Consider the following 23,609-nt stretch of genomic DNA (forward strand, 5'->3'; position numbering starts at 1 on the left):
TTTGAGAAACTGGAATTTCTATGCTATCCTTAAGGTATGGAATTATGTATAGAGTGGGAGGATTTGAGCTATGAGTACAACGAGAAAAGGTACAGTCGGGTTTATCATCATTGTTGCTTTTCTATCAATATTCATGGTTCTTTCTTACCCTGGTTCCTCTGGGAGCTTAGGCTTTAGTGAAAGTACTGACAGGGAGATCTACGAAAGCGATTATTCTCATCGCAGCCCGAAAGTACTTTTGCGGGTCAAAACTGCCTATCATAACCATTTTATTATGGACAGAACCCCGTTTCATAACCTTTTGGTATCAGCAGTTGCTTTTCTTTTATTAGCTGCTCCATCGGTTCATTTTCGACCTTTTCATTCTCTTTTTATGAAACGAACACTTCTTTTACCAATTAAATTTACCAGCAAGTTTGTGACGTAACATCTAATTTATCCATGACATTTAATCTTGCCCTATTCTCAACAGAAATTGGCGGCTTTGTTACACTACGTCATTTCTTATTTCTAATACTGGAGGCTTGAATCTAATGAATTTCAAAGAAACCGAATTACCTGGGATTGGGAAAAAGATCGTTGCTAATACGCGTAGCGGTGAAAAACTAGCTATTATTATTCACGATGATGGAAAACGGGAAATATTCCATCTTGAACAGGATAACCCTGAGGATTATACTTCTATGATTACACTTGATGACGATGAAGCTAGATACGTATCTGCAATTATTGGCGGTGCAACTTATAAACCAACTGCATTAGACAACATTGAGGTTGCTCTTGGTGACCTTATTATTGAGTGGTACAAACTTGAACCTCATTTCAAAGCGATTGGCAAAACGATTGGTGACCTTCGTATACGCCAGCGTTCCGGTGCCACAATTATTGCTGTAGTCGAAAAAAATCATACTAAACATATTAATCCTGGAGCAGATTTACTTCTGACTTCTGATGCTCTTGTCGTGGTCTTAGGAGAGCGTCTGCATCAGCAACAAATTAGACAGATCTTACTGAGTGGAAGTAATTAATTAAAGTACTTCCCCCTACCGAGTTGATTACGGTTTGGAAAGGAGGAGTGAGCTTGAGAATTAAACTCACGACATTCTCTCCGGTTAACATTCGTCGTTTGTACTGGCGAATCAATTCCACAGTCATCAATATCTTAGGAGTTATTGTCGGGGCCTTGCTTGCTTCAATAGGTTTAGAGTTATTTTTAATGCCACACGGTATTGTAGTAGGAGGTATTACGGGGTTATCAGCTGTAATGGCATTCTACACGGAAATGAGGCTAGGGTTATTCTTGTTTCTGCTTAATCTACCACTGGTTTTGCTGCAGAGAAGAAATATTAGTGCATCTTTCAGTATGTTGACCGTCATAGGACTACTTGTGTTCTCGATATCTTCCATCGTGCTTCATCCATTTCCGGCACTTACTACAAGTCCGATTCCAGCAGCACTCGGAGGAGGGATATCATTAGGTTTCGGTATTGGACTCGCGGTACGGTTCGGAGGAACTCTAGATACAGTGGAGAAAACTGCTGAATGGATACATTTCAAATTACCTGTATCTGCTGATTTACTTATTCTCATTTTGAATTGCCACATACTCATTTTTGCAGGATTCTATTTCGGCTTTGAACAAGCGCTTTATTCAGTGATTGCTTATATTCTGGCCTTTGAGACCGTGAAAATTCCAATCAGTAGTTGGAGTTATACTCGAACATATACAATTACAAGCCATTACTGTCACGAAATACAAGAGGAGCTTCTGATTCGCCTTAACAGGCAATCAACGCTCATCCAGTCACCTCAAGATGGTGACAGTGGGATATTATTATGTAAAAGTAATCGGTTGGAAGAGACACGCTTAAAGGCCATTGTTAAAGATTATGATCGCGATAGTACTATATCGATTAAGAAGTAAGTAACCACATCTATTTGTTTAACGAGGAACCGCAAGGTTCCTCGTTATTTATATTCAAGAGACAAAGACATTCCCCACTAACCTTCCTCTGACAACAAATCCATAAATATGAGCTTCCAGCGCTCCGAATGATCCTTTTCCACAAATACAGGATGAAACCCCAGCTTACGATAGATTGAGATCGCTGCAAGCCGGAAGTCATCAGTCTCAAGCATTGCCCCCTGCTTCCCCTCTTCTCTCATCCGATGTAGTGCTGCCAATGCAATCGTATATCCCAATCCCTTACCCGAGTGACCAGGCAGCACTCCAACCATATGCAGATATCCGCAGTCTCGATTTCCGTCTTCTTTCTCCCAGGCGACAGCGGTAGCAACAGCAAGACCCTGATGACAAAGAAATAAAATTTTCTCCGGATGAAAAGGAGGTTGAAATCCAATTTTGTCACCAAAAGCAATCTCGCGCGCGAATGAAATTCGAATAATATATTCCCATTCTGTTACATCGACTGGTTGAAACGACCTCAAACTGTACCCTTCCGGTATGCTAAGCTGCGGTAAATCAGTCAACGAAGTCTTCTTCATGAGTAGTTTAGAACGTCCATCTCTCATTCAGTAACCCCCGCCCTGGCTTTGAAGTCGGGAAAATTCACCGTATTTCCGCCTGCCTTAACCGATTCCATCGAGAGGAAAAAGACGGAACTCCAAGTGATGGCATCATATACATCTACCAGTGGGGTCCGATTTTCTTGTATTGCGGAGATAAATTCCTCCAGCACAAGAAAATCACCTCCCCCATGCTTCGTACCAGCGGCGAAGTGTCCCCACTGCTTCCATTTTGGATGATCATATTCGGGTTGATAACTGGACATTAGCTCCCACATTTCCGATCCGTCTTCCCCATTGAGCGGTGAGCGGTCCTGCAGCCATAATAGATCCTCCTCAAGCGGATGACGGCCCGACAAATACGCTCCTTTTGTCCCTTGTAGCATATAATGCGTCTTATTATGCGGACGGACCGAGGTCCAGTCGACACGTAGTGTAATAAGTACGCCATTCTCGGTCATTAAGGCTGCTACAGCGGAATCTCCTTGACGCCAGAAGCCTTCACGGGCCGCCGGATGATCCTTGCCATATTGATCGCTGAAGTAGTGCTGTAACGCTCTTGATTTGGAGACATGCGATGAAATACTTTTTAGCCGGTCCCCGCCCGGCTTATTAAGATTAATCCACTGGGCAGCAGGTCCAAGGGAATGCGTTGGATAATTAACTCCGTTATAATTCTGGTGAAGTTGGCCACGCCAGGTAAGTGATCCATCTGGATGATGAATCAAATGGCGCAGGTCATGAATGTACCCTCCTTCCACATGGGTGATTTCTCCAAACAAACCTTGCTGCGCCATATGATTTACCATCAGATTTGACCTAGAGAAACAGTAATTTTCCGACATCATATATTTAAGCCCTGTTCGTTCTACGGTCTCCACTAATTCCCACGCTTCCTCCAGCGACTGAATAGCAATAACCTCACTTAACACATGCTTGCCCGCATTCAGAGCTTCGATGGAATGGCGCGCATGCAAATGCATGGGACTAATCACAAATACCGCATCAATAGAGGAGTCCTGCAGCATGCGAGAATAATCAGAGTATGTGCGTATTTCGGGGAACTTCTCTTTCCACTGGTTCAGTACCAGTTCATTCAGGTCACAAGTAGCCGTAAGATCAATCCGATCTGATAAGGCATGTAGGGCATTCAAAAAGCTTGTTCCTCGGTTACCTCCCACAATCGCCAGTCTGACACGTTTACGAGTCATGGACTCACCTCTTCTTTCTTTAAAAATGAGAGAGACAAGTTCATATGTTTAATACTCTGGTCTCCTTCCGCATCTGGGCGAGGATCGTAATCGTACATTCCTTTGGCAAAAATCGCTGCAAGTTCCTGATAGGGTACAGCATTGAGGTGAATTTTCCCGATGCTGATGTGTTGATCATGTAGATCTACGATTATAGCAGTAGGAATATCAGGTACAGCTGCAATCTGGACAAAGTACCAGCGTCCGCTCTGCACCATCGACTGAACATGATTATGACCGTTAAAGAAAATACCTGGCCCTTGATGTTCGTTCAGGATAGACAATAGGTCCATTGTCGGATCAAGGGACATCATCGACTCCGTTGATCTAGCAGTTGTGTCGTATATTGGATGATGGGCGAACACAAAGAGCGGTTTTTCGCCATATTTATTCATCTGCACGCGCAGCCAGTCCAATTGTTCTCTGTCGATCATGCCACTCCAATCTTCAGGAGTCTCTCGGGAGGTATCCAGCAAGAGCAGAACCGCTTCCTCCTCTTCAATAACCAAATAACGCTGCTGTCCGGTCAAGACCTCGATATTGTCTTTAGAACAGGAATGTGTATCATGATTACCCAATACATACAAAAAGCGGCCGCCCTGGAGCGAACGTTTGACATGATTCATAATAAATTCGAATTCGGAGGCCGCTCCGGCATGTGTCAGGTCACCAATGGATATATGATAATCCGCTTCAACAGCCAAAAATTCCTCGAGATATTGGCCGTAGAATAGATCTCTTGCTTCTTCCATCGCGTCATCGGCATCGACCAGCTCCCCGGGATAATGCAAATCACCCATAATAATCAGCTTCATTGAAGGTTGCCCCCTTATCTTTTATCCTTTTATTCCCGAATGCATAAAACTGCTGATAAACTGCCGCTGGAACAACAGAAAGCCAATTAGCATCGGTGTGGTCACGATTAAGGTAGCTGCACTGACATCGGTCCACTGCGCACCCGCCTCGGTCGATTTGGCGAACATGCCCAACCCTACGGTTAGTAAGCGATTTTCCGGCGAATTCGTCACAATAAGCGGCCAGAGAAAATCATTCCAGTGAAAGCTGATGGAAACGATGGCGAACGATAGGTAGATCGGTTTGGACAGCGGTACGTAAATACGACGGAGGATACCAAGTGATGAACTTCCTTCCACGCGCGCAGCCTCCTCTAGCTCGTAGGGAAGCTGCTTGAAGGCCTGTCGCAGCAGGAAAACACCAAATGCCGAGGCAAAGTAAGGAAGCATAATGCCGAGCTTCGTATCGAGCAGCCCCAGATCATTGATAATCTGGTAGTTAGAGAAAATGAGGACGTCCGGCGGAACCATAATCTGAACAAGAAAGAGCATAAATACAACACTGCGTCCGGCAAAAGGAACTCGGGCGAACGCATATGCAGCCAGCGTCAATGTAACAATCTGCACTGCAAATATTCCTGCGGTCACAAGCAGCGTATTCAACATGTATTGTCCAAACGGTGCACCCTGCCACACCCGTATGAAATTATCTAACGTGAATTTCAAAGACCAGCCCATTCCAATGGATGCATCCTTCGGAAGGAAAGCATTACGCATAACCCACACAAGTGGAATCAACCATGCGGCTACAAAAACTATCATAATCGCGTGCCATAGCACCTGACTGGCTACCCTTCGACGACGTGCGGATTGAAGCTTCTGGTCGTCATGCACCGTTCTCTTCCGCTCCAGCCGCTGATTAACGGGCAAGGACAGATCGGTAGAGTTCCCCATGATTATTTACCCCCTCCCATATTTTACTGATAATGAACCTTGCGTTCCCATCCAACAAACTGGAGACAGGATATAATGAGCAACATAACGATCATAACAACAGTCATGGCCGCCGCCATCCCCTGATCGTTGAAGTTAAAGGTCGTCTCATAGATGTAATACAACAACAGACTGCTGGCATGATCCGGTCCTCCTTTAGTCATCATCCATAAATGATCGACCCATTTAAAGGCATTCGTGATGGCCACAACGGTGACAAATAACGTCGTAGGCATGGTTAAAGGAATCGTAATACGCAATTGCTGCTTCCACACTCCGACCCCATCTACCGAAGCTGACTCATAAAGATCTTTTGGAATCTGCTGCATCCCGGCCAGATAGAAGATCATGAAATATCCGGCTTCTTTCCAGATAGTCATCACAATCAAGGAAGCGAGCACCGTATCGGGATTTCCAAGCAAATTTACTTCACTGCCTGCAATCCAGGAAGCAAACTTAGCGAACAAACCAAACTGAGGCATATAAAGAAATAGCCAAATGCTCGCAGCGGCGATCATCGGGATCATATTCGGGTAGAAAAAAGCGACCCGGACCATACCTTTGCCCCGGATCGCTTTATCCGCAAACAATGCCAGCGCAAAGGCCAGCGCCATAGAAACCGGTACCGTACCAACGGCAAACCAGATATTATTTCGAAATACTTCAATAAAGACAGGATCATGCAATAACGCTTTATAATTATCCAACCCTACGAATACGGGATTACGCACAGCTAAATTTTTCTCAAAAAGACTCAGTCCTGCCGATTTAAGCATGGGATAGTACGTGAACATACAAAGAAACAATAGTGATGGTAATACAAGCCCCCACCCGAATCCGTTCCGCCTAAGCTTCTCGCTCCAACGGGTATTCATATTGGTGTATTCCTCCTTGCAGCTTCCGCTCTGTTATCTTGCGAATTCGTGTAAAGAAATGCCGACGGGAGCCGTGTCATCCGCATCCCGTCGGACTATTATATGGAACTTTCAAATTCTGTCAGACTTATTTGTTAAATGGGGCAAGCGCACGATCCGCCTCTTCTTGTGCCGCCTTCAATGCACCAGCCGCATCTATTTTCCCCGCTAGCGCGGACTGAATTTGATTGGTAAGGGCCGAGGATACCTTCCCGTGGTTATGCGTCGATAGTTCCCGAAACGCATACTCCAATTGATCACGGGCAACGAGTGCCTGCGGGAAGCTTGCCGTATAAGTCTTCATAGCTTCTGTATCGTAGGCGGACTGTCGCACACCAACATAACCGGATGACGAACTGAATAACGCCGCTTGTTCCGGCTCGGTCATGTATTTGGCAAATTCCCAAGCCGCCGCCTGTTTCTCTGGACTTGTATCCTTGAAAATATACAGGTTACCTCCACCCGTAGGTGATCCAAATTGCTTATTAGCCGGTGAGAAAGCTACGCCAAAGTCGAATTTTGCATTATTCTTCACGTTCGTGAGATTACCGCTAGTGTGCATCATCATCGCCGTCTTGCCTTCGATGAAATCAGTCGGAGTGGCAGCCCAATCAATTACACCCTCTGGCATAGCCTTATATTTATGAGACAAATCAAGCCAGAACTGAAGAGCTTCAACGTTCTCCGGCGTATTGAAATTTGCCTTTTTGCCGTCGTCTCCCATAATGCTCTGCTTCGGATCACTTGCGTTCTGACGGGCAAGCATTTGGAACATCCAATAGGAATCATCGTTTCCAGGTATTTCTAACCCAGTATGTCCATCACGATTCAGCTTCTGAGCATCACTCACCAACTCTTCCCAGTTAGCTGGCGGTTTACTTGGGTCTAGACCAGCTTCTTTGAACATGTCCTTGTTGTAATATAAAACAATCGTACTCCTCTGGAATGGAACACTGTACGTATGACCATCCGCTTGAGTATCCTCCACGAATGCAGGATAAAAATCGTCTTTATTATAATCAGTATCCTTAGCTATAAAATCATCCAGTGGAATGATCGCCTCCATGTCCAGCATGCTATACAGCTCTGTGGACATCATTACAGCCACATCCGGCGGCTGTTTGGCTTGTACCCCTGCCTGAATTTTAACCGTATTATCACCATAGTTTCCGGTGTAGACTGGTTTAACCTTAATATTGGGGAACTTCACCATGAAGGAGTCTGCCATACTATCAATAACCTTCGTTAATGGCCCACCTACGTTGACCGGATAATAAAATGAGATTTCAACCGGGTCTTGAGCAGCTTGATCTGGTGTAGCACTTACTGGTGTCGATGGACTCGCCGTACTGGAATTCCCCTTGGCATCGGCTGCTTGATTACTGTTCCCTTGGCTACAGCCAGCAAAGATTAATGTGAAGACAAGCACGATTAGAGCCATTTTCCCTTGCTTCAACATAGATTTTCTCCCCTCGTTTTTATAAAGCATTGTCATTGTTTGCCTCCTCCTGAATTTACAGTCCGTCTCCGCTCATAAGGAAAGTTGATAGTCGTGAGACTGAACAACCTGTGATAGAGACTTAGACTCTGTTTAACCCGGCTTATGGTCCTATCACTAGTCCGCCGAGCTTTAACTTAATTGTAGCTTCAAGGTTTTGGCCCATCTTGAACAAAATGCTGAATTTGTTGAACAAAACAATCATTTTGTGATAATCCTGTTTCCAGACACTTCTTGGGTATATTGCTTTGGTGTCATTCCTGTCAATCGCTTAAACATTCTCGTAAAATGTCCTTGATCCGCAAATCCCGCTTGGTCAGCGATTTCCCTCAGCCCGTATTCACCTTGGCAAATCAATGACTTGGAGCGTTCAATCCGCAGTCGAATTAAGTAATGATGCGGCGTATGGCCTGTCTGTTGTTTGAACAGTCGGATATAGTGGGACAAGCTTAGATTGGCCCTGTCTGCCAGTTCCTGGATCGACAGTTCCTCATCTAAATTTTCTCTCATATATTCGATAGTTTGATAGATCTCCTGATTTGTCGTAATTCTCGAGACCACCGCTCCCCTGCTCACCTGGGCATAATGGCTCAACAGATGTACTGACAACATATTAGAGAGTGAATCAATATATATTTGTCCTTGTCTGCCCTCGTTCTGAAGTTCTTCAAGCATCCAGAGTCCGAGCTGCAGCAATTTAGGATCTTTGACATAAGATTTACGCTCCAGTTGAATAAATCCTTCCTTGAGAAAACCAGATTCTCGCGCAATACGTTCTAGGTATGAAGGGGGGAGTTCAATTAGCAGAAAATATAAAGAGGCTTTTCCCCAGGAGCACAGCACCGGTTCACCTGCAGGAATGATATGAATTGTATAATAGTTCTCATAGTATGCGGAGCAGTGAATTCCTAATAAATGTTTACTTCCGGGGAGTTTACTAATAGCCTGCTGTGGTGTAGGCCATCTTGTGACTTGAATATTGTCCCATCCAAGTTCTTGACTAGTGAGTACTTGCATTGGGTAAGCACTTTCCGTTGTTCTCATCCTATCACCCCTTTTCATTAAGTTAACAATCCACTATTCGGATGGTATAAACTACAAGTAAAAGGGTATTTCGGATTGTAAATTATTAAGAATGAAATGATAGATTTGTGGGAGTTGATCACGAGGAAATGATGAAGAGTTTACTTAAAATACAAAACAAAAAAAGCCCATTAGGAGTTACCTAATGAACTTAAGATTTAACCTTGGTACCGGTGAGAGGACTCGAACCTCCACGGTTTCCCACTCGATTTTGAGTCGCATCAGCTACTCAGTCAGTAGTGGAATCTAGGTCAAAGTAGAGGAATCCTCAACCCGCGAAAAGCCTTGCTAAATCAAGGTTTTTTGCGGGTTTTTCACGTTTTTCCAAGCACAGTAAGGCTTCCCGCCGCGAAACCAAAAAGTAAGCATTTTTGCATGTTGGGAAGAACTCGGAAAGAAACTGACAAGAACCTGCCCACTCCCTACCATTGACAAATATTTGGAGCAAAGCTCCAGGGAGGGTATTTCAAATGCTCAAAGCTAAAACCATTACCATAGCCAATCAAAAGGGCGGCACGGGTAAAACTACATCTGCTTATAATCTCGCTCATGCTTTATCTCAAGAAAATAAAAAAGTGTTATTAGTGGATTTTGACCCCCAGGGCAATCTCAGCCTTTGCTTCGGAATTGAGCAGCCGGATCAACTGGCGATTAGTATGTGTAACGTCCTGGATGCTCTCATGAGTGATCATCCACTTCCTGCGGAACAGGAGTACATTCACCACCAAGACAATATTGATCTTATTCCCAGCAATATCGAATTATCTGTCACTGAGATTAATCTGCGAGATGAAATGGGCAGTGAGAAAACACTGGCCACTCTGCTGGAACCCATGAAAGAACTTTATGATTATATCCTCATCGATACCAACCCGTCTTTAGGCTTACTGACCATTAATGCCCTTGCGGCCAGTGACAGCGTCCTGATTCCTGTTAACCCACAACTCTGGTCTGCCACAGGTCTTACTCAGTTACTTAACATCATTGTGAAGGTAAAAAAACGGATTAACCCGCGAATTACTATTGAAGGCATTTTAATGACTATGTGTGATCCACGCACCAATTTGTACAAGGAAGCTTACAAATTGGTTCAAGACTACTACGGAGAAATCATCCGCATCTTTTCATCACAAATCCCGCTCTCAGTTAAAGTCGGAGAAGCCAACTTTTATAGCCAAAGCTTAATGACTTATTTGCCTAAATCAAAAGTAACAGCAGCTTATCAAAATCTGGCAAAGGAGCTGATGCAGCATGAATATGCCCAAGCCTCGAATCACTCCTAAGCTAGGAAATATTGATGAACTACTGAAGCTTTCGGAGCATTCATCCCATAATGCAGACTCAATTTCATCAAAGGGAAATATACCATCTATTCCTATAAATAAAATAAGATTTTTTAAAGATCATCCCTTCCACTTGTATGAGGGAGAACGCCTCACTGATATGGTAGACAGCATTGCAGCCAACGGCATCCTTGTACCAGTCATTATTCGCACAATTGAACCGGATGAAACAGGTTACGAATACGAGATGTTGTCAGGGCATAATCGCATGAATGCTGCCCAACTTGTCGGACTTGAGCAGCTTCCTTCTATTATAAAGGAACATTTGTCCGATGAAGAAGCGCTGCTGTATGTCGTGGAAACGAATGTGCTTCAGCGTTCCTTTAACGATATGCGTCCCTCCGAAAAAGCAAAGGTGTTGTCCATAAGTCATTCTGAAATGTTCTCCCAGGGGAAACGCAATGATATTATCGATGAGCTAAAAAAGCTAGAAAACCCGCAGTACAACAAGGAAAATGATACTTCTGCCCCAATGGGGCAGAGGTCAACTAGTCGGGAAAAGGTTGCCCATGAATACGGTTTGTCCAAAAATTCTGTATCCAGACTGCTACGAATCGATAAACTGATTCCTGGATTAAAACAGCGTGTCGATGCTGATGAGTTGCCATTACGATGTGCCGTTCACCTGTCTTACTTATCAGAGGGTGAGCAATCCATGGTCGAACAATCCATCACTGACAACGGATTTAAGTTGGATATGAAAAAATCAGAGCTATTGCAAGGTTACTCGGGAAGGCTCAGCGTAGAGCAAACCAACAAAATATTATCTGGTGAAGCAACTCGAAAGCCACGGAGCCAAACACCACCGCCATTCAAATTAAAGCATAAAGTCTTTTCCAAATATTTTACCAGCCAAAGCAAAGCTTCTGAGGTTGAGCAGATTATCGACGAGGCTCTGGAAATGTATTTTTCCCATCAACAGCAATATGCTTCAGCCCAAAATCATAAGGAGGCCGATGAACATGAGCCCGAACTTTAAAGATATTGAGCATGAGCAATTCTATGAAGGTAATTTGCGAATGGCCAATATACCGCAAGATTCCTACCACAAATCTTTGTTCTACACATTGGGCCTATCATCGCAAACCCGCCAGCATATTAAAGATCTTTACGATCATCAAGATAACTGTATCCGACTGGAAGGATTGCAAGAGGGCTGGCAAACCGGCACAACCTTGAAAATAACCCGTCTGGCCTTTAATTTGTTCAATGGCTTTACCGGTGATAGCGAGTTGAATCCGGACCGTCCTCGGAATTACAGCCCATACTTTTTGTTTGATACAAACCTGATGCCTTACTTTTTTGAATCCATTAAGTTGCGGTATTCAGAGTATACTCACTCCTTTGATCACTCATCCCTCCCGTTCTCCCTGCTGGATGCTAAGGACATGCTGGGCTTTTATGAACAGGAAATCTAATTCTATACCTCTCTATCCCAGTTCCAAAGAAAGGAGAGCCCTTCATGAGCCGTATGGATCAACTGCGAGATCTTTACTCATCTGCTATTGCAGACATTACTCGCAGCGCAGAAGCTTGGCGTGACTACTTAGAATTCGCAGCATCAATCTACAAGTATTCCTTTGATAACACTTTGCTGATCTATAACCAACGACCAAATGCGACCATGCTGGCTCCCTTATCTTTGTGGAATCAGTTAGGAAGGTATGTTCGCAAAGGTGAAAAGAGTGTCGCGGTTTGCGACTTCATATCGGGCAATAATCCCACCTTAACCTACCTGTTTGACGTATCACAGACGACAGGTAAGAATGCTCCACAGCTTTGGAATTTGAATCAGGTGGACACAGAGGAGCTTGCTGGAAGACTCACTTCTTACGATACGCTGGTTTTACCTGAGGCCATTTCTCAGATGACGCGTTCAGCTGTTCTTACTTCATTAGACGATTGGCTACAGGATATTGAACTTGATATCAAGGATCATTTCTTAGGAATGGTTCCTCTGCAAGGTCTGGAACAGCACATCGGAGATTTAGTTAGGGACAGTCTTCGCTATCTAATTCATCAGCGCTGTCAGCTACCTGAACCCGATAATGTAGACTTTACCACGATCACTCATTTTCATACGCTCTCGTTGGCAGCAAGGTTAGGCAACCAAATCAATGTTCTAGCCCGCAGCCTGCTAGGAGATATTGCTCGATATATTAAAATCATGGAAGCAGAAAGGAGTTTGCAAAATGAACAATTCGAACAGCCCGAACCTGACGTACCGCGAAATCGACGGTCTGCTATATCCCAACTTGAACATTTCGAACGAAGTCAAAGTAGACCAGCAGCCTTTGGGCAAGTACGGCCGGATGGCAATGAGTTATCTTCGGGACAATCATCCACAGCGTTTCCAGATTCTCTTGATGCAAGGCATCCTTATGGAGACGATACACAACGTCGAGCAGGCAGCTCTGGAACGGATGGAGCAACTGACCGAGCAGTTGCTCGGCCTTCGACCGATACCAAAGACCGACGATACACTGGAACGATCACGACACCTGAACCAGATCAAATCGACGGCAGAAGAATTGATCTTGAACGACATCGTACTGAAACCGAGATAATCGAACCCATCGTCACTTCCACCCATTCAGAACCGCCACATAGCGGTTCTTTTTTTATGCCCAGTACTTCTTCTGATTTTTCTCATGGCCAAACTGGAGAAGAAATGCTCATCTTTCTGTTATCCAGCGGAAAAAGTGTTGAATCCAGAAAGCAGCACATCTATCAGTTTGTGGTTGAACATCATCCCGTGAAATCTGCCGATTTGATTGCATTTCTAAAATCGTTATATGGCATAAGTGGTGCTAGAGGCGATTTTGAACATGTAATTGGATATATGTACGATGGAAAAGGTGTTACGATTGATTGGAGAGACTCAACCGGATCCCATCAAGAGCAATTCAAATGGAAAAAAATAAGTGACACCCTCCTTCAATTAATAACGGAAGGTCACTATGATAAAGCACTCGCTCCTTTTCCTTCGCCAGGACCTGAATTGACATTATTTGATTTTGCCGAACAATCTTCTACGGAAGATGCAACTCCAAACGATGAAATACCAAATAGCCCTCTAGCCTTAAATAAGGATAGCAGTATTCCTCTGGATGAAGAATCAAAGAGTGAAGCTCAGCCTATCTCCTTGCCAACCCCTACAATAAATTATCGTTTTTATCCTGATCACTCCCCTTATGTATCAGGCCCTAAGAGCAAATATAAGCGCAACGTAGAAGCCATACAGTTACTTAAGCTGTTGGAAAGTGAACAGCAGCAGGCAAACCCGGAACAACAACAGATTTTAGCTGGTTACGTGGGCTGGGGTGGCCTAGCGAATGCTTTCCACCCTTCAGCTAAGGGCTGGGAAAATGAATATGCTGAGCTGAAGCAATTACTGGATGAGGAAGAGTATGCAGCAGCCCGCAATTCAACAATTACTGCTTTCTACACAGAACAAGCGATTGTCCAAACCATCCATGCTACCTTTCAGCGTTTCGGTTTGTCGGAAGGAACAGGGCGACGCATATTGGATCCTGCGATGGGCAGCGGTAACTTTTTCTCCGTACTCCCCACAGATTGGGAGAACGCGGAGTTACACGGCGTGGAATTAGACTCGGTTACCGGCCGAATTGCTCGCCAGCTTTACCCTAGTGCATCTATACACCTACAAGGCTTCGAGAGCGTAGATTGGCGCGAAATGCGCTTTGATGCTATGTTTTCCAACATTCCGTTTCATAATATCCGTATTCATGATCGCCGCTTTACCAGTAGCCATCTTATCCATGATTACTTTTTTCTCCGCTCTTTGGAATTACTCAAGCCAGGTGGTATGCTAGCCTATATCGTTAGTAAAGGAACCATGGATAAACAGGATTCAACAGTTCGCCAGCTCATTGCTCAACAAGCCGATTTGATTGGTATGGTGCGATTGCCAAACACCACCTTTCAATCCCTTGCGGGTACTACAGTTACAACGGATATCGTGTTTCTGCAGAAACGTGATGCCTCCCTTCTCTTCTCCCAAGAAGAACTGCCTGAATGGGTTAACATTGGTGAGACCTCCGACGGTATTCCTATTAATCGCTATTATCTTTCCCATCCCGATATGATGCTCGGAAAGATGCAGTGGGATCGAGGTATGTACGGCGCAGAAAAATCTAGTGCATGTATCCCAGATGAAGAACAAATTCTGCTGCCTACTCTCCAGCAAGCGCTTGGATCCCTGCAGGCTAACTTCCCTAAATTGGTTGGTCATTCAACTGAACAGTCTCAAAACAGGCTCTCTTCTCTTTGGGAAGAGGACGAAGAACCATCCAGCAGAAATGTTCCACCGGGAACCAAAAATTACACATTCATCGAAGACCAAGGTCAGCTCTTCTATTGCGAGAATGGATTACTTCTACCACAAAATATTCAGGGAAAAAAGGCAGACCGTATAAAAGGATTATGTAGTATACGCCAAGCTCTGATGGATGTTATTAATATTCAAACCCGAGAGTATGGATACGAACTTCCAGAACTACAAAAAGCCCAGTCTCATCTTAATCAGGTTTATGACCGCTTCGTTCAGCAACACGGTTATATTAATGATCGGGCGAATACCTCTGCTTTTACCGATGATGATCAACTACCTCTTCTTCGCTCCATTGAGGATCTTACACCTGAGAAAACTTGGAGCAAAGCCGCGATATTCACCCGGCCAACCATTCGAATTAATACACTGCCTGAGCATACCGACAATCCACTGGAAGCAATGCAAATATGCTTAAATCATCGTTTACAAATCGACCTCGCCTACATTGCTCATCTGTGTAATCTGAGTATTGATGAAGTAAAAGAAGCCCTAGGGGAACGGATTTATTTGAATCCTCAAAAGTATAGTGGTGACGAAGAGGAAGGTTGGGAACTTGATGAGGAATACTTGTCCGGCAATGTCCGGGATAAGTTGTCTTATGCAACACTGAAGGCACAAGAACATCCCGACTTATTTCAAAGAAATGTTGACGCCCTAACCCGTGTGCAGCCGGCTCCCTTGTTGCCCGGCGACATTGATTTTCGTATCGGAAGTCCTTGGATTCCAGTTCGTTACTACAGGGAATTCATGTATGAGACATTCGAGACCTCTCAAGTACTGCGAAATTCGCAGACTGTAAATGTAGATTATTTAGAATTCACTAACACATGGCGTGTCTCAGGGAAAAGCATCGAACCGGGCTCCATCAAGGTCAATCAAACCTTCGGTACAAGACGAGCAAATGCTTACGAGATTTATGAAAGTAGCTTGAATCTTCAAAGTATTACAATTCGCGACCCTGTTACCTATTTAGATGCAAGTGGTAGCGAGCAAGTTAAGTATGTTGTCAATGCCAAAGAAACGATGATTGCCCGTGCCAAACAGCAGCAGATGAAAGAGGGCTTTGCTTCTTGGCTCTTTCAGGATAAGACTCGATCAGACGCTCTACTTACTATTTATAACGAAAAATTCAACACAATTCGCCCGCGAGCTTACAGTGGTGATCATCTCGTTTTCCAGGCGATGAATGAAGAAATGAGTCTACGCAAACACCAAAAGGATGTAGCAGCTCGTATTATTTATTCTGGTACTGCACTCATGGCCCATGAGGTTGGTGCTGGAAAAACAGCAGCAATGATTGCCTCCGGGATGTATCTCAAACGAATCGGTTCGATTCACAAGCCACTGTATTGTGTTCCCAACCATCTTACCGAGCAATGGGCAAATGAATTCTTAAGGTTCTTCCCCAGTGCTAATATTCTGGTAACTACAAAAAAGGATTTTGCACTATCCAATCGCCAGCGTTTTGTATCCCGTATTGCTATGGGCGAGTACGATGCAATCATCATTGGTCACAGCCAATTTGAGAAGATCCCGATCTCCCGGGAGCGACAAGAACAGCTCCTACAGAACGAAATCACCAATGTTTCCCAGACGATCAACCAAATCAAAAAAGAAAAAGGCGACAACTGGAGTATCAAGCAAATGGTTGTTTTTGAGAACAACCTCAAATCTCGATTGGAACGCTTAGCTAACGAAAGCAAAAAAGATGATCTTCTTACCTTCGAACAGCTTGGTGTAGATATGCTCTTTGTCGATGAATCTCATGCTTACAAAAACTGTTTCACGTTTACGAAAATGCGTAACGTAGCCGGTATCGGTAAATCCAGTAGTCAACGGGCGACCGATATGCTGCTCAAATGCCAGTATCTGCAGGAAATGAATCAAGGACGCGGTGTTGTGTTCGCCACTGGCACCCCAATAAGCAACAGCATGTCCGAGATGTACGTTATGCAGCGTTACCTTCAGCCCCGCCTTTTGCAAAGGCTAGGTTTAGACTTCTTTGACAACTGGGCGGCAACATTCGGAGAGGTTGTCTCCTCTCTTGAAATTACTCCGGAAGGCAGCGGCTATCGGATGAAATCCCGATTTGCCAAGTTTCACAATTTGCCAGAACTTATGAGTATGTTTAGACTGGTTGCTGACATTCAAACCGCTGATATGCTCAATCTTCCCACACCAAAATTAGTCGGTGATAAGGCAACCATCTTCGTCAGTGAATGCTCCCCTTTTCAGCAGAAAATGATGGACGAATTCGTGGAGCGTGCCGAAAAAATCCGCAATAACGATGTGGATGCCAGCGAGGATAATATGCTAAAGCTCACGCATGAAGCAAAACTGATGTCGATTGACCCCCGTTTGGTGCATGAAGATGCCCCGGCCGAAATTGAATCTAAGCTGAATCGATGCATTGAGAATGTCTTTGATATATGGAATGAAACACAGGCTGAACAATTAACTCAAGTCATTTTTAGTGATAGTGGTACGCCAAAGCCCGGACGATTTAACGTTTATGATGAAATCAAAACACAGTTGATCCATCGCGGCGTGTCTGAACATGAAATAATGTTTATCCATGATGCTAATACCGATTCCGCAAGAGAAGCCTTATTTGAACAGGTCCGCCGCGGCGAAGTACGTGTGTTGCTAGGCTCTACGCAAAAAATGGGTACTGGGACCAATGTACAGACTCGGCTTGTCGCTGCCCATCATTTGGACTGCCCTTGGCGTCCTTCGGACATCACCCAACGCGATGGCCGTATCTTGCGGCAAGGTAATATGAACGAAGCAGTACAGATTTTCCGCTATGTTACCAAAGGGACATTCGACTCTTATCTGTGGCAAATTCAGGAGCAGAAACTGAGCTATATCTCCCAGGTAATGACCGGCAAGAGCATTTCCCGCTCCTGCCAGGATGCCGATGAGACAGTCTTATCGGCCGCAGAAGTTAAAGCCATCGCCGTAGGCAATCCTATGCTGGCGGAAAAAATGGAGGTCGATAATGAAGTAATGCGGCTAAAGATGCTGAAGACGAATTGGCAGAATGAGCAGGCGATGTTGGAACAGCGTATACACAAACAGTATCCTATGATGCTCAAGATGTATGAGGAGAAAATCCAGAAACTCCAAGCAGATATCCAAGTAGTAGAACAAAATAATCAACCGAATTTTATGATTCGGCTGGATGGAAAGCATTATGAGGAACGAACACAAGCCGGGGACGTACTTCTTCTTTTAGCCAAGCTAACCGAGAGGGATCAACCAGCAAAAGTTATTGGCCAGTTTCGAGGTCTTCCACTCTCTCTCTTCCGTTCAATTTATGATAACGTCCATATAAGAGCCCAAGGGGTAGAAACACACTCTGCAGAGCTTGGAGGATCAACACTGGGAAATATCTCTCGCCTCGAAAACATGATCGAGAGGCTGCCTTCTTTACTTCAAGACACAATACAGCATAAAAACGAGACGCTAGAGCAGCTTGCTGCAGCACAAAAGGAATTAGGTAAACCGTTTGATTTGGAATACCAACTTCAGCAGCTTGTCGCTCGGCAATCGGAGATAAATTCAAAACTGGAATTCAAAGACCTGCAAGGACAGGAAATAATATCTGAAGATTCTAATTTGGATAATGCCCCTGACGATCTTAATCTCGAAGAACCAGAAGTATAGCATATGGTTATAAATTATTTTCAACTAAATAAGTTAGTTTTCTTTATAAAAATCAATGTCAATGTCCAAGTAAGAGTCTCCAGTATTTGTGTACTGTTTCTTTTGTTTTTTTCCTCAAGCTCTTCACAAGCTTACTTTCACGTCTGTTCCTCTTGATAAGTATTTCTTTAAACATCATCATAAATCCAAAAATTGCAATACTTATGATAACTAGGGTGTGTCTGAAAACTAAATAACATGGTAAGATTTGAGAAAACGAATGGAGCGTCAAGCATGATTCAAAGACGGTACGAAATAAGCGATGAACAGTGGGAACAAATTAAGGGCATGTTTCCACCCTACCAAACAGGACGTCCGTCAAAATTAAGTGAAAGAACCATGTTTAACGCTTTTCTATGGATCGCTCGAAGTGGTGCAGCCTGGCGAGATCTACCGGAGGAACGCTATGGTTCATGGAAAACGGTCTACAGTCGCTTCTGCAAGTGGCGAGATACCGGACTGCTTGTCGCGATCTTCCAAACTCTTCAGGTCGAACCTGACTTTGAAAACTTGAGCATTGATTCTACATCGGTTAAAGCCCATCAGCATAGTGCCGGTGCTAAAAAAACGCCCCAGGGCACGAAGTGAATCAGCACATCGGTGTCAGTCGTGGCGGAAAGATAACCAAACTTCACACCGTCGTCGATGGATTAGGAAACCCCCTTGCTTTTCTCCTGACGGGTGGTCAAGTCTACGATTCCGTTCCAGCGATTGATTTACTTCAGAAGCTTGACATTACAGGAAGTCATATTCTTGGTGACAAGGCCTATGGCTCAGAAGTGATTCGGAATTGGATTACAGCTAAACAGGCATCCTACACCATCCCGCCTAAAGCGAATAGTCAAAACCCATGGAAAGTCGATTGGTATCGCTACAAAGAACGCCACTTAGTGGAGTGTTTTTTCAATAAAATCAAACACTTTCGCCGTGTGGCTACTCGTTATGACAAGTTGGCCAAGTCATTCTTGGCGTTTGTATACGTAGCTGCCATTTTCAAATTGACTCAATGAAGAGTTTTCAGACACAACCTAGGAATTCATACGAATATTTACATTCAGATCGGCTAAAGCATTCTCATACTATTTGGTTAATTTATGATCATTGTGTTGGTATTTTCTAGAAACGAAACTCCTTCCTAATCTATCGCTCGTCTATTTAAACTGATCAAAAATCACCAATTCTCTTAAGCTTCATATTACAATAAAAGTTCTTTTGCAACTCACAGTATTATACTAAAGGGAGGAATGTTAGTCCTTTCTGGCACTCATACTTTGAACTGAATAAAGGAACTCCTTTATTACAGAGTCAATTTGTTCTTTATCTTTCTACAGGTCATTTTACCTAGAAAAACTTTTCGGCTTCTATTTTACATTATTTGCTTGAGCCCATTCATCCAACTGCTTTTGCTTTTCAGCAATCACTTTATCAATTCCGGCTTCCTTTAATTTTTCAATAAATTGAGGTAATACCACCTCGGGGTCTAGCGTTCCCGATTCCAATCCAACTTTGTATTGATTGGTTACATTCATGATTGCAGTGTATTCATTCTTAACAGGTTCAATATTAAAGATAAATCCCAGTGCTTTCGCTGGTGAAGCAGTATCATTAAATTCTTTTGTTTTTTCCCAGATCTCCGGGTCCCCGCCTTTATAGATATAGCTAAGATAGGTATTGCCTGTCAGCCAGTCCCAGTTCGGCATATAGCCCGTGTTAGTTGCATCCACTCCAGGTGCGAAATCGATAATGTCACCTTTCACTTTCTGATAGTGTTTACCTTCAATCCCCCAGTTAATCAGGTTAATGACTTCCTTATCTGTATAGAACAGATTAAGAACTTCCATTGCCTTCTCAGCATTTTCAGAATTCCGGGCGATAGCCCACATAAATCCGGTTACGTCATTCGTTGAAACTGTCGGTCCATTAAGTTCTGCCGAGACCATTTCCATGCCAGCTGCGCGACTTTCCTGGGCATCAAAACCTGGTTTTCCATTTGTTAAATAACTAAATACTTTACCGGCTTTCACAAGCTGATTCGGAACAATTTGATTAGTAGCTGCATCCCGAAGTATATATCCTTTTGTATACCAATCATGAAATTTTGTAAGGAAAGCTTTATATTCAGAAGACTCATACAAATTAGTAACCTTTAGCTCATTGCGATCCATAAGAACGCCAACTCCATCACCAAGTAGATCATATTGGTTGTATCCGACCAACATGCTGACCGAACTTCCAGCACCTCCCGGAACAATAGGTGTTAAATTAGGCTCGTTTTCCTTGATGATTTGCAATACCTTTTCAACATCATCCAGCGTTTTGATGTCGGTGGTATCAATCTTATACTTATCTACGAGATCCTTACGCATAGCGTATGAATAATTTTGAGCCAGATCATGGATTGAAGAAACGCCATATACTTTTCCGCTAATTTTTGTAGCGCTAATGTACTTTTCGCCCAATGCTTCGGCAACTCCTTTACCAGGACCTTTGAGTAGTTCATCTATCGGAATGATTTTTCCAGTAGCTGCCTGAGAAGCATACGTTCCTGTCCCTGTAAGAAGCAAGTCCAGTTTTTCACCGGAACTCAGCATTAGGTTTGTTTGCTGTGTCCAGTTCCCAATAGAAATCGGTATTAAATCGAGAGATACATTGATTTTTTCTTTAACCAGCTTGTTTAGTTCATCTTCAACAAGTTGCATATCCTTCGGTTCGCCTTGTAGTAAGGGGATTGCCATTATTGCATGATATGTTTCTTCTCCATATGTACCTGTATTAGTGTCAGTCTTGCTATTAGCTGCGTTATTATTCCCATTAGTTGAACATGCAGTTAACAATAAGGACATAACCAAAACCCCCTCAAGCGTTCCAATGACTCTATTTCTTTTTTTATTCATCATGTCGCCCCTTACTTCTTAATGGATTATTTTCCAATAATAGCGCTATCTTATTATTTTATCTAGCAGAATCCCGACTTCATCTTTAGCATTTTATCGACCAAACAAATTTAACTAACCGGCGTATACCAGTCACCAAGATGAATTCCGGTATTCCATACATGTTCAAGATTTCCTTGTGACCGAATATAGTCTACCCAGTTTTCCATGCTAGCATATCATTCTTATATTCTTATATTCTTATATTCTTATATTCTTATATTCTTATATTCTTATATTCTTAGTTAAGTTGTGCACATGCAAAGCTTCTCATGTAAAACTATAGCTTTGCGAGCATGCCAGCATAATCATAAATAAAAAAATGGCGGAGTTACCCAGCCATTTTTCTTCGTCAATACTATATTACTTGAATAATGTCACCCTCAGTAACTCCTGTTTCATTGAAAGAATCCACCCTAACAAATAAGGACTGTCCTTTCACTAATGCACCGATCTTAACTTCATTGCTTCCCAATACCATATAGCTATGATAGAGTTTATCAGGTGAAAACCCCCAAATCACGTTGTGACCGACGACTTGATGCTTTTCCCATGAGACATTAAGATCCAGCTCACTTGCGAGCTCAGTCCGAACGTTTCTTGCTTTCACAGGTCTATTTCCTTCACCAGTACCAAAAACTCGCAGACCGGAGATACACGCCACTTGCCGATAAGGCAATTCCTGCACTGTGCATTTGATATAGCGAGCCTTAACTCCCTCTTTTGGGATTATCAAATCATGCGGTAAGTCGGATTCAGCATTGGACTTGTCAGCAATAGTGAAATAATGTTCACCGTTAATTGAACCTTCCAGAAGCCATCTTGTGTAATGCTTTTTACGGTCAATATATCTAATTGCTGTATGGTTAGAAGCTTCTGAGGTCATCTTCTTTTCTGCACTCTCAGGTATTATAATATCTGTTTGATCGTCTGCAAAGTTGATATGTATAGCACGCACATCGCATTCATGCAGCAAATCCACTTCTAGCCATTCACCAGGTTTCTTTCCTGCAGCTTTCCACCAGGTCCGAACATTTTCATCGGTCGCCTTCGAAGCATCTTTGCCTGCTTCGTAGGATGATGAACTCGCCGGCTTATTGTAAGAGAGTAGCATCCACTCCGGATCTTCCCATGGGTCCATTTGCGTCTGATCAATTCTCATTGGCCAATCACCGAATCGTTGGTTGCAGAATAGTTCCCCGTCCTCATCAAATCCAGCGGGCCAAATCCCTACTCGTCTTTCAAACTGATGATTTACACTGATTCGCATCGATGATGCATGCCATACATTCCCATGCTTATCTTCCATTGTGGAACCATGGCCCGCCCCAGGCATAAAGCCCCCCGGTTTATACGAAAAAGGGTTGTTCTTAGCCAATTTAAATGGCCCCAACGGTTTATCCGATACATACACTCCATCAGAGTAAATATTATATTCTGTTCCAGGGCTGGCATACTGAAAATAATATTGACCATTATGTTTATCCATCCATGCCCCTTCAATATATGGGTCATTGCCAAGCCACTGTCTAACTACCGCTTTCATTTCTTCCGAAGTGTCGGGGTTATTGCTCATATGTGCCTCGACCATTTCTTCAATCTGTTCAGAAGATCGTGGTAAGACGTGGTTCTCACCGGTTCTTTCATAGCCCTTTACTGTAACATCACCAAAGATAAGCTCCACGGGATCACCTATAGGACTCATATCTACAGGATTCATTTCAACTCCGTAAATAGGTCTATTATTGGTACAACCCCAATAGAAATAGATTTTATCGTCATAATCAACGAACAGGTTGGGGTCCCAAAAGGGAAACGTTCCGTTTATCTCCTCGAAACTTCCATTAAATGGGTCTTTAGTGCGGTAAAACGAACAATTTTTAGTATAATCTGAAGCAGAAAAATACAAATATTCACCGATCACTCTGACATCAGGAGCGTAATCAAATATTGGCACATCATTAAGCAAATGAAACTCCCAATCGCTAAGATTATCACTGGAAAGAAATCCAGCAGTCATAGAAGGGAACAATAGATATTTTCCATTATAAAGCACCATAGATGGATCTGCTGCTTCCCGGTTGGAACTAATTACCCCATTTTCGTCAAAAAACTGATACGTGTACGGGATGTTTAAAGGATTACATACATAACCCATTACAAAAAACTCCCTTCTGGTTTTGAATACGTACTTATTCTATTGTTACAAGACC

At 43.4% G+C, this 23,609-nt stretch carries 17 protein-coding genes; 8 read left to right on the forward strand and 9 right to left on the reverse strand.

The window, feature by feature from the left end; all coding sequences use genetic code 11:
* The first annotated feature begins 70 nt into the window (after positions 1-70).
* The 3 genes from IEW05_RS20490 (at position 71) to IEW05_RS20500 (ending at position 1,924) form a co-directional block, all read left to right on the forward strand.
* Positions 71-427 carry a hypothetical protein gene (locus tag IEW05_RS20490; RefSeq protein WP_188541730.1) on the forward strand — a complete coding sequence of 119 codons (357 nt, stop codon included), beginning with the start codon at positions 71-73 and terminating at the stop codon, positions 425-427.
* A gap of 106 nt (positions 428-533) precedes the next feature.
* Positions 534-1,028: a cation:proton antiporter regulatory subunit gene (locus IEW05_RS20495; protein ID WP_188541731.1), complete on the forward strand. Its 495-nt coding sequence runs from the start codon at positions 534-536 to the stop codon at positions 1,026-1,028.
* Positions 1,029-1,081: 53 nt separating this feature from the next.
* Positions 1,082-1,924 carry a YitT family protein gene (locus tag IEW05_RS20500; RefSeq protein ID WP_188541732.1) on the forward strand — a complete coding sequence of 281 codons (843 nt, stop codon included), beginning with the start codon at positions 1,082-1,084 and terminating at the stop codon, positions 1,922-1,924.
* Between the two features lie 77 nt (positions 1,925-2,001).
* Here IEW05_RS20500 and IEW05_RS20505 read toward each other — a convergent pair whose 3' ends face one another.
* The 7 genes from IEW05_RS20505 to IEW05_RS20535 all read right to left on the reverse strand — a co-directional run bounded on the left by IEW05_RS20505 (position 2,002) and on the right by IEW05_RS20535 (position 9,019).
* Complete coding sequence (locus IEW05_RS20505) at positions 2,002-2,532, reverse strand: GNAT family N-acetyltransferase (protein ID WP_188541733.1); 531 nt, start codon at positions 2,530-2,532, stop codon at positions 2,002-2,004.
* Positions 2,529-3,737, reverse strand: a complete 1,209-nt coding sequence (locus IEW05_RS20510; protein WP_188541734.1) for a Gfo/Idh/MocA family oxidoreductase — start codon at positions 3,735-3,737, stop codon at positions 2,529-2,531. Before IEW05_RS20510 ends, IEW05_RS20505 begins: the two co-directional genes overlap by 4 nt.
* Complete coding sequence (locus tag IEW05_RS20515) at positions 3,734-4,591, reverse strand: metallophosphoesterase family protein (RefSeq protein ID WP_188541735.1); 858 nt, start codon at positions 4,589-4,591, stop codon at positions 3,734-3,736. The genes IEW05_RS20510 and IEW05_RS20515 overlap by 4 nt, the downstream gene beginning before the upstream one ends.
* A gap of 21 nt (positions 4,592-4,612) precedes the next feature.
* A complete protein-coding gene (locus IEW05_RS20520; RefSeq protein WP_188541736.1) occupies positions 4,613-5,524 on the reverse strand; it encodes a carbohydrate ABC transporter permease in 912 nt (303 codons plus the stop codon).
* A 23-nt stretch (positions 5,525-5,547) separates the two neighbouring features.
* Positions 5,548-6,438: a carbohydrate ABC transporter permease gene (locus IEW05_RS20525; RefSeq protein ID WP_188541737.1), complete on the reverse strand. Its 891-nt coding sequence runs from the start codon at positions 6,436-6,438 to the stop codon at positions 5,548-5,550.
* A gap of 127 nt (positions 6,439-6,565) precedes the next feature.
* Positions 6,566-7,936 (reverse strand): ABC transporter substrate-binding protein, encoded by a 1,371-nt coding sequence (locus IEW05_RS20530; protein ID WP_188541808.1) that lies wholly within the window; start codon positions 7,934-7,936, stop codon positions 6,566-6,568.
* A gap of 240 nt (positions 7,937-8,176) precedes the next feature.
* On the reverse strand, positions 8,177-9,019 hold the full coding sequence (locus IEW05_RS20535) for a helix-turn-helix domain-containing protein (protein ID WP_188541738.1): 843 nt from the start codon (positions 9,017-9,019) through the stop codon (positions 8,177-8,179).
* 509 nt (positions 9,020-9,528) lie between these two features.
* On the opposite strand from IEW05_RS20535, the gene IEW05_RS20540 reads away from it, so the two are divergent.
* The 5 genes from IEW05_RS20540 (at position 9,529) to IEW05_RS20565 (ending at position 19,473) form a co-directional block, all read left to right on the forward strand.
* Complete coding sequence (locus tag IEW05_RS20540) at positions 9,529-10,341, forward strand: ParA family protein (protein WP_188541739.1); 813 nt, start codon at positions 9,529-9,531, stop codon at positions 10,339-10,341.
* A complete protein-coding gene (locus IEW05_RS20545) occupies positions 10,310-11,380 on the forward strand; it encodes a ParB N-terminal domain-containing protein (RefSeq protein ID WP_229753596.1) in 1,071 nt (356 codons plus the stop codon). Before IEW05_RS20540 ends, IEW05_RS20545 begins: the two co-directional genes overlap by 32 nt.
* Positions 11,364-11,819: a DUF6075 family protein gene (locus tag IEW05_RS20550; protein ID WP_188541740.1), complete on the forward strand. Its 456-nt coding sequence runs from the start codon at positions 11,364-11,366 to the stop codon at positions 11,817-11,819. The genes IEW05_RS20545 and IEW05_RS20550 overlap by 17 nt, the downstream gene beginning before the upstream one ends.
* 44 nt (positions 11,820-11,863) lie before the next feature.
* Positions 11,864-18,424, forward strand: a complete 6,561-nt coding sequence (locus IEW05_RS20560) for a helicase-like domain-containing protein (protein ID WP_444543953.1) — start codon at positions 11,864-11,866, stop codon at positions 18,422-18,424.
* Positions 18,425-18,697: 273 nt separating this feature from the next.
* Positions 18,698-19,473 (forward strand): IS5 family transposase gene (locus IEW05_RS20565; protein WP_188541743.1). Its coding sequence is split into 2 segments (ribosomal slippage): positions 18,698-19,025 and positions 19,025-19,473, totalling 777 coding nucleotides; the frame shifts between segments, so codons are not numbered across the junction.
* A gap of 351 nt (positions 19,474-19,824) precedes the next feature.
* Here the strand turns inward: IEW05_RS20565 and IEW05_RS20570 are convergent.
* Both IEW05_RS20570 and IEW05_RS20575 read right to left on the reverse strand, forming a co-directional pair.
* A complete protein-coding gene (locus IEW05_RS20570) occupies positions 19,825-21,306 on the reverse strand; it encodes an ABC transporter substrate-binding protein (protein WP_229753598.1) in 1,482 nt (493 codons plus the stop codon).
* Between the two features lie 448 nt (positions 21,307-21,754).
* Complete coding sequence (locus tag IEW05_RS20575) at positions 21,755-23,554, reverse strand: family 43 glycosylhydrolase (protein WP_188541745.1); 1,800 nt, start codon at positions 23,552-23,554, stop codon at positions 21,755-21,757.
* Positions 23,555-23,609: the final 55 nt, after the last annotated feature.

Origin of the sequence: Paenibacillus segetis (assembly GCF_014639155.1) — a bacterium.
Classification (GTDB): Bacteria; Bacillota; Bacilli; order Paenibacillales; family Paenibacillaceae; genus Fontibacillus; species Fontibacillus segetis.

Bases quoted from the DNA above. Each gene is read 5' to 3' on its own strand.
- IEW05_RS20490 (WP_188541730.1), top strand. From the start codon at position 71: ATGAGTACAACGAGAAAAGGTACAGTCGGGTTTATCATCATTGTTGCT.
- IEW05_RS20495 (WP_188541731.1), top strand. From the start codon at position 534: ATGAATTTCAAAGAAACCGAATTACCTGGGATTGGGAAAAAGATCGTT.
- IEW05_RS20505 (WP_188541733.1), bottom strand. From the start codon at position 2,532: ATGAGAGATGGACGTTCTAAACTACTCATGAAGAAGACTTCGTTGACT.
- IEW05_RS20510 (WP_188541734.1), bottom strand. From the start codon at position 3,737: ATGACTCGTAAACGTGTCAGACTGGCGATTGTGGGAGGTAACCGAGGA.
- IEW05_RS20515 (WP_188541735.1), bottom strand. From the start codon at position 4,591: ATGAAGCTGATTATTATGGGTGATTTGCATTATCCCGGGGAGCTGGTC.
- IEW05_RS20520 (WP_188541736.1), bottom strand. From the start codon at position 5,524: ATGGGGAACTCTACCGATCTGTCCTTGCCCGTTAATCAGCGGCTGGAG.
- IEW05_RS20525 (WP_188541737.1), bottom strand. From the start codon at position 6,438: ATGAATACCCGTTGGAGCGAGAAGCTTAGGCGGAACGGATTCGGGTGG.
- IEW05_RS20530 (WP_188541808.1), bottom strand. From the start codon at position 7,936: ATGTTGAAGCAAGGGAAAATGGCTCTAATCGTGCTTGTCTTCACATTA.
- IEW05_RS20535 (WP_188541738.1), bottom strand. From the start codon at position 9,019: ATGAGAACAACGGAAAGTGCTTACCCAATGCAAGTACTCACTAGTCAA.
- IEW05_RS20540 (WP_188541739.1), top strand. From the start codon at position 9,529: ATGCTCAAAGCTAAAACCATTACCATAGCCAATCAAAAGGGCGGCACG.
- IEW05_RS20545 (WP_229753596.1), top strand. From the start codon at position 10,310: ATGAATATGCCCAAGCCTCGAATCACTCCTAAGCTAGGAAATATTGAT.
- IEW05_RS20550 (WP_188541740.1), top strand. From the start codon at position 11,364: ATGAGCCCGAACTTTAAAGATATTGAGCATGAGCAATTCTATGAAGGT.
- IEW05_RS20560 (WP_444543953.1), top strand. From the start codon at position 11,864: ATGAGCCGTATGGATCAACTGCGAGATCTTTACTCATCTGCTATTGCA.
- IEW05_RS20570 (WP_229753598.1), bottom strand. From the start codon at position 21,306: ATGTCCTTATTGTTAACTGCATGTTCAACTAATGGGAATAATAACGCA.
- IEW05_RS20575 (WP_188541745.1), bottom strand. From the start codon at position 23,554: ATGGGTTATGTATGTAATCCTTTAAACATCCCGTACACGTATCAGTTT.